The following is a 15,160-nucleotide window of genomic DNA, read 5'->3' on the forward strand; positions in this document are numbered from 1 at the left end:
AAGATCTCCAGGCTTAAAGGTCGTCCATTTCCCTTATTTCCTTTCTTTCGTTCTGTGCGTATGCATTCTGTGCAAGGTGGTGCATCATTTTATACGGCATACGGCATACGGCATACGGCATACGGCATACGGCATACGGCATACGGCATACGGCATACGGCATACGGCATACGGCATACGGCATACGGCATACGGCATACGGCATACGAATGCAAAATACGAAGTATGCATACCGAATACATGCAATCAAACGTACGGAGCGTAGGGAAGGGAATCATACCATAGGCCGACATTTAAGAATGGATATTTACCGCGACAAGCGGTATTTCAAAATATCCATTCTTAACCGGAGGCCGCCGGTATGATCCCTTCCCGGAGCGGTGACCATCCATCAGACACAACTATAAAATACTCCTTTATTGTTATTCCTGCCAGCATAATGAACAGCAACCAGCAACCAGCAACCAGCAACCAGCAACCAGCAACCAGCAACAGCAATCATCAATCATCAAACTACCAAAAGCATGTCAACAGTATCCCATTTGGCAATAAGCACCCACCAAACGAACGCCAAGAGCGAAATAAATACCGGACATCTACTACTGACTTCTGCAAACGACCTGCATACCCGTGTATCTCACAAATTAGCCATAACTGGATGATCATTTACTGCTGATGCCTTTGCTTTTTCCAGTTCGTTACGTACATAATGGTAGAAGAAAGTATGCAGATCATGACTATGGACATCATGTTTGACCACCAGACTACTTATGATTCAGGAGGGAATACATTGACTACACCAACTACTTCACAAATCGGAGTCCCACTCGAGGGCTTTGCTGAATTTAGCCGCAGGGTTGCTGCCGAAGGTGCAGTACTATTGCAAAATAATAATCAGGTTCTGCCGCTGAAGAAAAATGAAAGCGTTTCTATTTTTGGGCGGGTACAAGTCGATTATTATCGCAGTGGTACAGGTTCTGGCGGTAGTGTAAACGTAGCTTATACGACCAATCTGCTGGAGGGACTGCGCAGCAAAACGGATATTCGCGTTAATGAACAGCTGGCACAGGTATATGAGCAGTGGATTCAGGAGAATCCGTTTGACAACGGAGGTGGTGGCTGGGCAGCCGAGCCGTGGCACCAGCAGGAGATGACGCTGACAGACGAGCTGGTCGCGCAGGCAAGGCAGCAGTCGGACAAGGCGATTATTGTAATCGGACGTACTGCCGGTGAGGACAAGGATAATGCGGATGCCCCGGGCAGCTACCGACTGACGGATAACGAGCTGAATATGCTGAAGCAGGTTACGGCTCATTTTGAACAAACAGCAGTGGTACTTAATGTATCCAATATCGTGGATATGAGCTGGGTACAGGATGAGAGCCATATCCATCCGATCTCGGCGGTAATCTATTCCTGGCATGGCGGTATGGAGGGCGGTAATGCGATTGCCGATGTGCTGGTCGGCGAAGTAACGCCAAGCGGCAAACTACCGGATACGATCGCGTATTCTATCGACGATTATCCATCCACTAAAAATTACGGCAATGAGCATCAGAGTCTCTATGAAGAAGATATTTACGTAGGCTATCGTTATTTTGAGACGTTCGCGCCGGAGAAGGTACAGTATGCGTTTGGTTATGGATTATCGTATACCTCTTTTGACGTGCAGCCGGAAGAAGCGCAGCTGGTTAGCCACGAAGGACAGGAGTATATCGAGATCGGCGTGCAGGTGACGAATACCGGTACAGCCTATGCAGGTAAAGAAGTGGTACAGATCTACTACGAAGCGCCGCAGGGTCAGCTGGGTCAGCCGGCACGTTCACTTGCTGCTTTTGGCAAAACCGGACTGCTGCAGCCGGGCGAATCGGAGCGGCTCGTAATTACTTTCCCGGTACATAGCATGGCTTCCTACGACGACAGCGGGATTACCGGACATGCACATGCCTATGTGCTCGAAGAGGGAATATATCGTTTCTATGCAGGCAGCAGTATTCGTCAGCTGGATGCTGTGAAATGGGCTGGTGGTGAGGGTTATGAAGTCGCTTCGCTGCAGGTCGTGGAGCAGCTGCAGGAGGCGATGGCGCCGACCGTAACCTTTAACCGGATCAAGCCGGGACAGCGTCTGGAGAATGGCACGTATGAAATCACATACACCGAAGTGCCGAAGCAGAAGATTTCGCTGGCAGAACGGATAGAACAGCAGATGCCGCGGCAGCTGGAGCAGACCGGAGACCGCGGTTACAAGCTGCGGGATGTAGCAGAACAGAAGGTCGGTATGGAGGAATTTATCGCCCAGCTGAGCGATGAGGATCTGGCTGCGATTGTACGCGGAGAAGGCATGAGCAGTCCACTGGTTACACCGGGTACAGCATCGGCATTTGGCGGAGTTAGCGACAGTCTGCTGCGCTACGGCATTCCGGTAGGTTGTACAGCAGATGGCCCGTCCGGTATCCGTATGGACAGCGGGGACAAGTCTACGCAGGTGTCGATCGGTACACTGCTGGCATCTACCTGGAATGTGGAGCTGGTCGAAGAAATGTATGTATTGGAAGGACAGGAGCTGGTGCGTAACCATGTCGATGCACTGCTCGGACCGGGTATGAATATTCACCGTAGTCCGCTGAACGGACGGAATTTTGAATACTTTTCCGAAGATCCACTCGTCACCGGTCAGCTCGCGGCTGCCTGTGTACGCGGGATTATGCGCGGCGGCTCCAATGGTACGCTGAAGCATTTTGCCTGCAATAACCAGGAGCAGTACCGCAGCAAAGTCGATGCCGTCGTATCCGAGCGTGCCCTGCGCGAGATTTATCTCAAAGGCTACGAAATCGCAGTCAAACAGGGCGGTTCCAACTGCATCATGACCTCATACAATCCGGTCAACGGACACTGGGCAGCTTCCAATTATGATCTGAACACCACGATTCTGCGCGGTGAATGGGGCTTTCAGGGCATCGTGATGACCGACTGGTGGGCGATTATGAATGACGTTGTAAATGGCGGCCCGGCCGATCGTAAAAACACCAACGCCATGGTGCGCGCCCAGAACGATCTGTATATGGTTGTCAGCAACTATGGTGCCGAGACGAATGTATGGGGCGACAATACGATCGAATCGCTGGCGAATGGCACACTGACCCGCGGCGAACTGCAGCGCAGTGCGATCAATATCTGTAACTTCCTGATCCAGGCGCCGGTATTCGCTCGTAATCAGGTGATTGAAGAGACGGTGAACACGTATGCTGCGAATGCATCCCTCTCCGCAGATCAGGCACAGCCAGCCACAGAAGATCGCCAGATAACAGTGGATACAGCAGCAGCGACATTAATCCATGTGGAACAGCCAGGCGTCTACCGTCTGTTCGCTCATGTGATGTCACCGGATACCGAACTGGCCCAGAGTGCCTGTAATCTGCTGCTGAATGGCGAAGTCGTAACGACAATCCAGACCAACGGCACCGAAGGCAGATGGCTGCGCCAGAAGCTGGTCAAAGCCGAGCTGGCAAGCGGCGTCTATGAAGTGACATTTGAATTTGTGAAGCCGGGTATGCAGGTGGAATGGATCGAACTGAAGCGTATTTGATTAGGTAATGATCCAGACGATATAGAGGTAATACCACGATCAATCTATTGCTGTAAATTATAATGAACAAAGTAGCAAATGCATGATTTCTAAATATATAAGTTATATAAGTTGGCAAAAAGCCCTTCGCTCCTAACAGGAAGGGCTTTTTACTGATTTAAAATGTATGGTACCTACAGTACAACTGTGGATTCAGCGATTTTTCTTTTACTTGATATCTGTAGGATCGAGAATTTTTAGTTCATAGATTTCATAGGCATGTTCATTTACTTTTCTCTCCCACAGCTCAACCATCTGACCCACTTGAATAGCATCAAAATCAATCTCTTCCCGAACTTTGGTGAATTTGGTACCAGGATCTTCTTCGGATCCAAACGGCATAGGCATAGCTATAAAAAATCTGGAGTTTTTGGTGACGGCGTGGCCAGAGCCATCATCCAGAGTCACCCAATAGTACAGTTTGGCACCATCGATATTACTATCCAGTTTTTTGATATTCGTAATCGTACCCGTGTAATACAGTTGGGTGCTTGAAGGTTCATTATTTGTCAAAAGTATCCATACTACCGAGATGAAGCCCATAATTACGAGACTTACAATCTATATTCTATGTAATATTGTCTTCAATGAAGCTATCCTCCTTCCTTAAAATAGTGGGTTTAATATAAACGTAGCATAATACGATAAGTTGTCTGTTTTCTGACTTATCAGCAAATATATAAACAATAATTTCTTCCCAAAATACTTTGTTGTTGAAAAAGAGTTGAAAAATAGCCCTTATATAGAGTAGTATGACTTTATAGAATATAATTACATTAATATATTAATATAAATATTAACATTATAGAGTATAGGAGTATTGCAAATGACACATATCCAGGATCGACTCATTGCACAGTACAAATTCGAACATGCTGATCAGATCGGTAATGACAGCTCGGGTAAAGGCAATAATGCAACCGCTTCCGGGAGCAATGCTCCTATCGTCAAAGAAGTATATGGACGTCATGCTGCTGCATTTTCCGGCGGAGCGAATGGTTCTTCGTACATACAGCTGCCTGCTGATTTATTCAAAGATGTAAGCGATAACACAGGACTCACTGTAACTGCCTGGGTGAACTTCGGAATGGGCGTAAGTATCTGGGAACGTATTTTTGACTTTGGCGGAGGAGAAGGCAAGCCTTCCATTTTCCTTACTCGTCAGATGCGTGGAACCCTGACAGCAGACGGTGATCTGGCTGTCGATCCTGGTAAGGGATTTGTCCGTGATGAGTGGATGCACGTCGCCATCTCGGTCAAAGGAACCGAAGGCGGAACACTCAGCAGTGCAGGTCCAGTTGTCTATGTCAACGGTGAAGTCGCTGTAGATGGAACGATCAGCCAGACATCGAGCGGCAATTATGCGCGTCTGCGTGCCTGGTTTGCTACATTTACCGAAGAAGGCAATTACAACAGCAATTATATCGGACGTTCCCAGTTCGCAGCAGATGATGATTATACCGGAGCGATTGCAGACTTCCGGGTGTATCAAGCAGGACTGTCCGAGGATGAAGTGATCGAAGTCATGTGCGACTCATTGACCGATGAAGAGGTTACCCGTCTGGCACGAGATAAGTATCTGTCTTTTCCGACTACGATTATTACGCGTGATCTGACACTTCCCGAGTCCCTCATGGGCGGCCGGGTGCAGATCAGCTGGACATCGAGTCGTCCGGAGATTCTGACTCATGACGGCCGAATCCAGGAAGTTGGCGAAGCGGAGGGTGTAACGATTACAGCGAGCATGACCCGCGGCAGCAGTACACTGGAGAAAAGCTTCGATGTATCCGTACTGCCGAGGGATCTGCCGCCGTATACGCTGACGATTCATGGCAGCCGTGAAGTGCTGGATGTGAGCGAAGTGATGTACGGACTATTCTACGAAGATATCAACAATGCGGCCGATGGCGGAATCTATGCGGAGATGGTACAGAACCGCTCCTTTGAATCCTTTGCCTTTGATACGTACTCCCATGCTTCCGGTGAATGCGGATGCTCAACCGGTCGTAACCGTGAGCCATTATTCGCCTGGTATGGCGATACGGACAAAATGACTCCGCAGAATAGCGGCGGACTGAATGAACATTTTGGTGTAAGTGATCCGGATGTGAACTCTTACTATGTGACCGTGGCTGATGGTGCAACGATCATCAATCGCGGATTTAACGATACGAACAACAACTGCGCGATGTTTATCCAGCAGGATGCCCGCTATGACTTCACCATCTGGGCCAAAGCAGAAGCCGCTGGTACGATTACGCTGCAGCTGCAGACACCGGATGGACAGACAGCCAGTGATACGGTGACTGTACAGGTGGAAAGTGACGGAATCTGGCGCAAATATGGCGTAGAACAGAAGCTCACTCTGACAGGCTCCACGCAGGTGCTGGGACAGCTGGCACTGACCTTTGACGGAGAAATATCGATCGATATGGTATCCCTGTATCCGCAGGATGTATGGGGAGCAGGCGAAGAGGAAGGTTCTCCATCCGCCCATGCCAACTACACCGGCAACCCGAACTATCGCCTGCGCAAGGATCTGGTCAATGCACTGGTAAATATGCATCCGACCTTCCTGCGTTTCCCGGGCGGCTGTATCTCGGAAGGCTCCTTTATCTGGGAGAATGTGTATGACTGGAAAGAATCGGTCGGCGATATCGAGCTGCGCAAAGAAAACTTCAACGTCTGGGGCTACATGATGACGATGGGACTCGGATATATGGAGTATTTCCAGCTGGCCGAGGATCTGAATGCTGTACCATTGCCGGTTATGGCCTGCGGTGTGCTCTGTCAGGCGCGCTCCGATTATGCGCATCCGGCAGGTGGCGAGCTGCGTGACTACTATATCAAGAACTTTACCGATCTGATCGACTTTGCGATCAGCATGGATTTTGAACATAACGAATGGGCAGCGATGCGCAAGCATATGGGTCATGAAGCGCCATTTGATCTGCGTTATCTGGGAGTCGGTAACGAGAACTGGGGTACCGAATTCTTTGCCAACTTTGAGGTATTCAAAACGTCAATCGACGAATATATGGCACAGCATTATCCGGACCACGAGCTGAATATTATCTCGACCGTTGGTGCGCAGGCCGATGACGATGCGTATCAACAGGGCTGGAAATTCCTGAGCGGTAACCTGGAAGGAACAGCAGAAGTGGCATTTGCCGATCGCGACAAAGTGATCGAAGAAACGATTACCTGGTATGCCAAGGAAGACAACTATATGGATACGATTGCGGATGAGCATTATTACCGCTCCAATGAGTATCTGCTCAACAACGCAGATCGCTATAACTACTATTACAGAGCCTATAATGCCGACGGCAGCATCAACTGGCAGGAGACTTCCAAAGTATTCGTCGGTGAATATGCTTCAACCGATAAAAACACGCTGGCTGGTGCAATCGGCGAAGCCGCTGTGATGACCGGGTTTGAGAAAAATGCCGATGTGGTACGTCTCGCCGCGTATGCGCCGCTGTTCAACAAAGTACTGACCGACGGCACCTACCGCTGGACCCCGGACTGCATCTGGTTCGATGATGAGACGGTATGGTATACGCCAAACTATTATGTACAGCATCTGTTCGCCAAATATCTCGGACACAAAGTGCTGGATACCTCCTTCTCGACCTACAAGCATGGCCGCCAGCTGGAGCTGATCCCGCGCGGTGGTATCGAGATCGCTACTAGTAATGCGAAGATCGCGGTGAAACATGTCAAAGTCACATCGAATACCGATGGCAGCGTACTGCTGGAGCAGGACTTTACCGCCGAGCTTCATCCGTCATGGCAGGTAATCCCGGGATCGGCTGGTTACACGGTAGATGCCGAGCACGGACTGATATTATCCGCACAGAGCAGCGGTCTGAACGGTCTGTATTTGCTGAATGATGAATGGACCAACTACAAAGTAGAAGTAACCGCTACCCGTCTGAGTGGTCCGGAAGGATTCTACATCGGTGCCGGATTGACCGATATCCACCCGGATACCAAAGATGTAACTGAATATGCGATCAACTACAATGGCAATGCGACCGGTGTCAAAGTATACAAGCAGGGCATCGAAGGCTACACACTGGGTGATTATTCTTCCAGTACGGCAGCCGGTAATCTGCGAGCGGCCAGCTATGAACCGCTCAGTGATGACACCGAGTATGTCATCACTGTCGACTATGGTGGTGACACCGGACGGAATCTGATTTGCTCCTATACGGATGGACAGACAGAGAGCAAAGTGCTGGATTACAAGCTGGAAGCCTACAATCGTGAAGTGTTCCATTCTGTAACCCGGGATGATGAGCATGTCTATGTGAAGCTGGTCAATGCCGATGCCGCCGACAAAGCGACTCGTCTGAATCTGGAAGAGCTGAACGTACAGGCAGCAGCGCAGCTGATTACACTGACCGGCGATGTGTCTCTTCTGCACACACCGAATGTGAACAAGAAAAACAATGAACAGGTTGTACCTTCCGAACAGACAATTCAGCTGGAAGGCAGCACTGTTGTACTGGATCTGCCAGCAAGCTCGGTGAATGTGCTCGTACTGCGTCTGAACAACTGAGCTTCATCTGAACAAGGGTAGCTGTGATATGACTTAATCTGACTGCCTCCATAAGCTTCGATATGAAAAGGATAGGATCTATTTCGATCATTGAGAGTTATGGAGGCAGTTCATTTTTTAAACTGCAGCGAACCAGCAAATGCATATTATCAATCGTCCTATTCACCATCCAATTTGAAGTGAAACAGAAGCACAAAAAAGAACAACCAAATCACAACAGAAGCATACAACCAGCGAATTCGTCATAAATAACCATTTCAAAACAAGAAGGAGATTACTATATGCGCAAAAATGTAACCAAAAAGCTCGCTGTAGCGACGCTGGCATTTTCACTTGCAGTCTCTGCTGCAGGCGTAACCAACAATGAACAGGCTTCTGCAGCCAAAGTAGATAACCCACCGGCCGAGCCGACGTTTTCCAATGCGACTGTACATGATCCTTCCATTATCAAAACCGGCAATACATTCTATGTATTCGGCTCTCATATCTCGGCAGCCAAATCTCCCGACCTGCTGCACTGGTCGAATTTTGCAAACGGTTACACCACACCGGGCAATACGCTGTATGGTGATCTGTCCAAAACGCTGGCCGGTTCTTTTAAATGGGCGGGTGAAAATGATGCCGACAGCAAAGGCGGATTCGCCGTATGGGCACCGGATGTGATCTGGAATCCCAAATATGTAAACAAAGACGGCTCCAAAGGTGCGTATACACTGTATTACTCCACCTCATCTACGTATATCCGCTCTGCGATCGGTATGGCAGTATCCCAGAAAATCGAAGGACCGTATGAATATACAGATACCTTCATTTATACCGGATTCACCAAAGATAAGGCATTCGATGCCAATAGCCAGGTCGATAAAAAGTGGACCAATACCAATATCCAGACATTGATCGACCAGAAAAAGATCAGCGCCGAGAATCCGGCCTGGTTTAACGAAAACGGCTCCTATGCGAACCAGCAGTATCCGAATGCGATCGATCCTACCATTTTCTACGATGCCAAAGGCAAAATGTGGATGACCTATGGTTCCTGGTCCGGCGGTATCTTCGTGCTGGAAGTGGATCAGAAAACAGGCAAGCCGATCTATCCGGGCAAAGACGGCAAAACCAAAGATGGTCGCATGATCGACCGCTACTTTGGCACCAAAATTGCCGGTGGTTACGGCAAATCCGGTGAAGGCCCGTATATCCAGTACAACAAGGACAGCGGCTACTTTTACCTGTACATGACGTATGGTGGACTGGCAGCGAACGGCGGCTACAATATGCGTGTATTCCGCTCCAAGTCTGCAGACGGCCCTTATGTGGATGCCAGAGGCCATCAGGCAACCTGGCCGGCCAATACGAGTAATGATGAGTACGGCAACAAGCTGATCGGCAACTTCCTGTTCGACAGCAAAGTAGGCGATCCGGGCAAAGAGCAGGATTACGGCTATGTGTCTCCGGGACATAACTCGGTCTATACCGATCCGAAGACCGGTCAGCTGTTCCTCGTGTTCCATACCCGCTTCCCGGGACGCGGCGAAGAGCATGAGCTGCGTATCCACCAGATGTTTATCAACAAAGAAGGCTGGCCAGTTGTCTCACCTTATCGTTATGCAGGCGAGCAGGAAGCCAAAGTCAGCGACAAAATGATCACCGGCGATTATCAATTTGTCGATCACGGCAGTGATTCTTCTCCGGCGATCAAAGAAGCGAGCGCTATTCGCTTGAATGAAGATCATACGATTACCGGCGAACTGCAGGGGACCTGGAAGAAAAAAGGAACCAATAATGCAGAATTGACGATTGGCGGCAAAAACTATACCGGCGTCTTTGTCAAAGACTGGGACCCGATGTCCAAACAGTACGTTATGACCTTCACAGCGCTATCCGACCAGGCGACTATGGGCTGGGGCAGCCGTCTGCCGGATGCTTCGGATACGCAGGTGATCGAAGATGTGTACGGAGAACTGGAACTGAGCGGAACAAGTGGCATTACAGCCAATCTGGAACTGCCAACTATCGGCAGTCGCGGTACAACGATCAACTGGACGTCTTCCAACGAACAGATTATTGCTGCAAATGGACAGGTAACCCGTCCGGAATCCGGCAGTTCGGCTGTACCGGTGACACTGACCGCACGTATTACCCGTGGTAGTGAGACACGGACCAAGATATTTGAAGTTACTGTACTTCCTTATACCAATGCACAACTCACAGCACAGTACAGCTTTGATCAGAACCTGAATGACAGTACTGGCCAACATGGTGCAGGTGAACTGACCGGAGATCGCCTGGATCGTCCGGCAACGGTAAGCACCCTCACGTATGGTACAGGAGTACACGGACAATCGGCGGTACTGGATGGTACAACGGGTATCCGTCTGCCAAATGGACTTATTCACAGCAATTCGTATTCCGTCTCCATGTGGGTGAAGCCGGAACAGCTGAACCTGTATTCACCGGCATTCTTTGGCGCAGCAGACAGCGATCACTGGATCAGCCTGCTGCCGCGCGGTACTGCTGGAGATAACACGATGCTGTGGGCAGGCAGTACGCCATGGTACGATGCCAGCACCGGTATGAAGATTCCGGCAGGAGAATGGAGCCATTTGGCTTTCTCGGTCGATCAGGGCAACGTTACCGTGTATGTGAACGGCAAAGAAACCTTTACCGGCACTGGCTTCCCGGATCGCTTCTCGGCATCGGATAACGCCAGCTTTGGACTCGGCGTAAACTACTGGGATACCCCGTTCAAAGGCGAGCTGGATGAGCTGCAAGTATTCGAAGGCAGCCTGACACCAGCCCAGCTGGCCGAGCTGTCCTCCAAATAATCATCCAAACACTAGATCAACCGCTGGTATTTGAATGATAGAGATTGAGTTAAGATGCATAGCACGCGATAGACCAAAAAGACAACGATCTGCAACTGGATCGTTGTCTTTTTGCGTATTCACCAAGCTCATCGCAAATCGAAAATATTCAACTCATCTGAAAATTGTTCAATCCCGGCGAGAGACGACTCCTTTTATACTGGATAGAGCAAGTAATATCCGTTATACCAACGTCCGTTAGCAAACAGGATCGAATCGTTATCTATTATCATCCGTTCATGTATACGGAGAACAGGAGCAGCATAATGAAATCAAACGGGGAATCCGAACATAACGTACCCAAAGGCCTGAAGGCTATGGAGCGATTCGAACTGCTGCCACTGCTGCGCGAAGGAGTACAGGTTCACTATGAGGGCAGTATAGACAAGCAGGGAGGCAATGCCGACTGGGACTGGTGGTTATATCAGGAAGGATCGGAATGGGTGATCTTCGATGTGGATGGTCCCGGCTGTATTTACAACTTTGTACAGCATCGGTATCCGGAAAGTGAGGAGCCGACATTTTCATTTTATTTCGACGGAGAAGCCGAGCCGAGATTCCGTATCCGGCATTCGGAGTTTGGTCACAAGGCTCCTTTTACCGCACCACTGGCAGATGCTTATATGGGACCGGATGATAATGGCAGAGGGCCGATCCGGGTGGTACGCAGCTTTGTGCCGATGGAATATGCTCGTTCCTGCCGCATCACATCGGATATCCGGCTAAAAGGGGCAGCCAAAGGAGATGGAGGGTGGGGTCATGTTATTTACCATTCCTATTCGACTGCAGAGGGGATAACGACATTTACAGGTCATGAGCATCTGGATAATCTGCGGGATACCTGGAACCGTACAGGGGAGGACCCCAAGCCGGCTGTGCCTGTACAATCGGCTGTTACCGAACAATTCACACTGCGCAGCGGAGAAAGCGTGGTTCTGCTGGAACAGCAAGGTGCAGGCAGTATTACGGCGGTCCTCGCTGAAATGAATACGACTCTGCCAGATATAGCCTTCAATGCGCCGCTTAATGGTTTTCCGCGGCCGGAGCTGCAGCAGATCTGGGTACGAGCGACGTGGGATGGTCATGAGCAGCCGGATGTGGAATGTCCGCTGGGTGCCTTTTTCGGTAATGAGCTGGGATATAACCGTATTGGACTGATATCCCATGGAGAGACTGAACAGGGTATGCTGTATCAGTATTTTCCGATGCCATATTGGACAAGTGCACGCATCGAGCTGATCAACCGGGGAGAGAAAGACATTGCCTTTGCCAGATGGGAAATCTGTTATACAACAGAGTATAATCCGCTGTACCCCAAAGGAAGGACCGGGTACTTCCGTTCTTCGGCTTACTATCCTTCGCAGGCGGCGCAAGGAACAGACAGCATTATCGGGCGGATTAGCGGTCGCGGACATCTGGTAGCCGGGCAGGTGACTGCTTTCAGCCGGTCTATGGGGCAAATTAGCTGTGAAGGGGATGTGCGTGTTCATATCGATGGTAAATTAACACCGCAGGTGGAGAGCGATGGCTCCGAGAGCTGGGTGAATTACGGCTGGGGCTTCCCGACACCGCCGGAAATGAATCCATCCAGTGCTTATGACGGCCTGCCGGACAGTCCATGGTCAATGGTGCGACTGTGCAGCGGAGATGTGTATCCTTTTCGGCAGGAACTGGTTTTTGGCATCGAATCGGGAGAGTACAATAATCAATATTTACGCCACTCGGGTATTCTGTTTTATTATGGCGTGGATGAGCAGGGCATGACACTGACGGACGAACTGGATATCGGGAACAAGGCTTCGGAAGGCATCCATCACTATCGTACATCCGGTAGCCGTGGTTATTATACCCTGTGTGCCTGTTATGAAGGCGATCAGGATGATGTGTTCATTACGGATACAGGTCATGAGACAGAGGGGTGGAGTGAATTTGTTGTATCTATCCATCCGAATAACCAGGGCGTACGTCTGCGGCGCAAATCCGATCAGATGACCGGTCGACAAAAAGCAAAGGTGTATGTAGATGAAGCACTTGTGCAGGAACGCAGCTGGTATGTAGCTGATCGCAATCCGTACCAGCGCTGGCTGGACGATGAATACGAGATTCCAGCGCTATATACGGCAGGCAAGGATCATATCACGATCCGGCTCGAATATGTACAGGCCGGTGAGACGCGGGCATGGAACGAATTTAATTACAAAGTGTACAGCCTGCACAGGCAGAATTATACGAAATAAATCAGAGGAATTGCGGAGTAAGAGCTGCGTTAAAATATTTCACAAAAAAGCTTGTGCTTTTCGAAATATCATGATATATTATTCCTTGTGATTGCGTAACGCAGCTCACTAACTCATTTGCGGTCGTGGCGGAATTGGCAGACGCGCACGGTTCAGGTCCGTGTGGGCTTACCCCCGTGGAGGTTCGAGTCCTCTCGGCCGCATTCCTATTTTTCAAAACGCACAACGTGAATATACATAATTACCAATTACGTCCTTCAGTTATTTTAACCTGAAGGGCGTTTTTATTATGAGTTCCACTGGAATCCTGTAGAGATTCCGGTATAATGTGGAGAATGTCAACCGTCGGAGAGGCCATGAATCCAGTTATAAAGAAGGTAATCACATGGGAGACCCCAGCATAAGATGGAGTAGAGCTCATAATCTGCTGGAAAAGTATTTTTCCGGAGCAACAATGAATTACCGCCAGATGATCTCGCTATTTATTCCGATCCTGATCGATCAGGCGTTTGTCATGGGACTGAATCTGATCAATACCGCCATGATCAGCTCGGCAGGTGTGGCCGCGGTCAGTGCGGTCAATATGGTGGATTCGCTGAATATTTTCCTGTTAAGTGTATTTATTGCTGTCGCTACAGGGGGAACCGTCGTGGTCGCCCAGTACAAGGGCAATGGCAATGAGCTGAAAGTATCACAGGCGAGTGCAGGAGCAGTAACATCCGTGTCTGCGCTGGCGCTGGCTGTAGCACTGATCGGAATTATTTTTCACGGGCCGCTGCTCAGTTTGCTGTTTGGCTCGGCCGAAGCGGAAGTTATGGACCATGCGCGTACATACCTGATCGGGAGCTGTATTTCTTTTGTCGGGATAGCGATTGTGGAAGCGGTCTGCGGCGCGCTACGCGGAGTCGGCAGTACGAGGGCTTCACTGGTGCTATCGCTGATTATGAACTTGCTGTATGTACTGCTGAATTTTGTCTTTATCAATGGACTGGATATGGGTGTACTCGGCATGACCTTGTCGGTCAACATTGCCCGGTATGGCGGCGCGGCGTGTGCGCTGTACTATTTGTTCAAAATGGACGTCAATCTGAAAGTGCGTGTGCGCGAGCTGTTCGAGGTCAAATGGGAGATGTTCAAAAAGATCCTGTTTATCGGCTTTCCGTTTGCGACGGAGCAGATGTTTTTTAACGGGGGGAAAATACTGACCCAGATCTTCATTGTCGGCATGGGAACATATGCGATTGCGGTCAATGCGATCTGTTCCGCACTGGCAGGCGCCATGCAGATTCCGGCCAATGCACTGTCGCTGACCATTATTACGGTAGTTGGTATGTGTATCGGCAGCGGGCATATTGACGAAGCTCGCAAGTTCACCAAGTCATTCCTGGTGCTGGCGTCGCTGTCGTTTGTATTAATGGGGCTGATTATTCTGCCACTATTCTATCCGCTGATCTCGCTGTTCGATCCGCCGGCAGAGATTGTGGATGAGATTTTCTGGGTGCTGCTGATTAATACAATCGCACAGATTCCGCTGTGGGCGATCGGGTTTATTACACCGTCTGCGCTGCGGGCGGCCGGGGATGCCAAGTTTACTTCGATGGTATCCATGCTGTCGATGTGGCTGTTCCGGGTGGTGCTCGGGTATGTACTGGGCGTTGTGCTCGGTTGGGGCGTACTCGGGGTATGGCTGGCGATGGACTGCGAATGGGCAGTACGCGGGATTATTTTCATGAAACGGTTTTATGGGAACAGGTGGCTGCAGCATCGGATTATCTAGCGGGTGCTGTGGGACGTATATAGCGGTATGGAGCATGATACAATGAAGAATGAGCATGCGTTGTGTCTTTCGCATTGTACATCATGCACTCCA

Annotated in this window: 6 protein-coding genes and 1 tRNA gene; 6 read left to right on the forward strand and 1 reads right to left on the reverse strand. The window is 49.8% G+C overall.

What is annotated here, in order from left to right; genetic code table 11:
- Positions 1 to 748 precede the first annotated feature (748 nt).
- On the forward strand, positions 749 to 3,586 hold the full coding sequence (locus AR543_RS03795) for a glycoside hydrolase family 3 protein (protein ID WP_060536621.1): 2,838 nt from the start codon (positions 749 to 751) through the stop codon (positions 3,584 to 3,586).
- A 207-nt stretch (positions 3,587 to 3,793) separates the two neighbouring features.
- Here AR543_RS03795 and AR543_RS03800 read toward each other — a convergent pair whose 3' ends face one another.
- Positions 3,794 to 4,138 (reverse strand): hypothetical protein, encoded by a 345-nt coding sequence (locus tag AR543_RS03800; protein WP_060531965.1) that lies wholly within the window; start codon positions 4,136 to 4,138, stop codon positions 3,794 to 3,796.
- A gap of 313 nt (positions 4,139 to 4,451) precedes the next feature.
- Between AR543_RS03800 and AR543_RS03805 the strand changes: the two genes are divergently transcribed.
- The 5 genes from AR543_RS03805 to AR543_RS03825 all read left to right on the forward strand — a co-directional run bounded on the left by AR543_RS03805 (position 4,452) and on the right by AR543_RS03825 (position 15,067).
- Complete coding sequence (locus AR543_RS03805; protein ID WP_060531967.1) at positions 4,452 to 8,192, forward strand: alpha-L-arabinofuranosidase C-terminal domain-containing protein; 3,741 nt, start codon at positions 4,452 to 4,454, stop codon at positions 8,190 to 8,192.
- A gap of 281 nt (positions 8,193 to 8,473) precedes the next feature.
- Entirely contained in the window at positions 8,474 to 11,014 is a 2,541-nt protein-coding gene (locus AR543_RS03810; protein WP_060531969.1) for a LamG-like jellyroll fold domain-containing protein, read from the forward strand.
- Positions 11,015 to 11,319: 305 nt separating this feature from the next.
- On the forward strand, positions 11,320 to 13,290 hold the full coding sequence (locus tag AR543_RS03815; protein ID WP_060531971.1) for a DUF2961 domain-containing protein: 1,971 nt from the start codon (positions 11,320 to 11,322) through the stop codon (positions 13,288 to 13,290).
- A 119-nt stretch (positions 13,291 to 13,409) separates the two neighbouring features.
- Positions 13,410 to 13,493, forward strand: a tRNA-Leu gene (locus AR543_RS03820).
- Positions 13,494 to 13,675: 182 nt separating this feature from the next.
- Positions 13,676 to 15,067: an MATE family efflux transporter gene (locus AR543_RS03825; protein WP_060531973.1), complete on the forward strand. Its 1,392-nt coding sequence runs from the start codon at positions 13,676 to 13,678 to the stop codon at positions 15,065 to 15,067.
- The last annotated feature ends 93 nt before the right edge of the window (positions 15,068 to 15,160 follow it).

Origin of the sequence: Paenibacillus bovis (genome assembly GCF_001421015.2) — a bacterium.
Lineage (GTDB): Bacteria > Bacillota > Bacilli > Paenibacillales > Paenibacillaceae > Saccharibacillus > Saccharibacillus bovis.

Excerpts from the sequence above, each read along its gene's own strand:
- AR543_RS03825 (WP_060531973.1), top strand. The coding sequence starts at position 13,676 with ATGGGAGACCCCAGCATAAGATGGAGTAGAGCTCATAATCTGCTGGAA.
- AR543_RS03810 (WP_060531969.1), top strand. The coding sequence starts at position 8,474 with ATGCGCAAAAATGTAACCAAAAAGCTCGCTGTAGCGACGCTGGCATTT.
- AR543_RS03815 (WP_060531971.1), top strand. The coding sequence starts at position 11,320 with ATGAAATCAAACGGGGAATCCGAACATAACGTACCCAAAGGCCTGAAG.
- AR543_RS03805 (WP_060531967.1), top strand. The coding sequence starts at position 4,452 with ATGACACATATCCAGGATCGACTCATTGCACAGTACAAATTCGAACAT.
- AR543_RS03795 (WP_060536621.1), top strand. The coding sequence starts at position 749 with ATGTTTGACCACCAGACTACTTATGATTCAGGAGGGAATACATTGACT.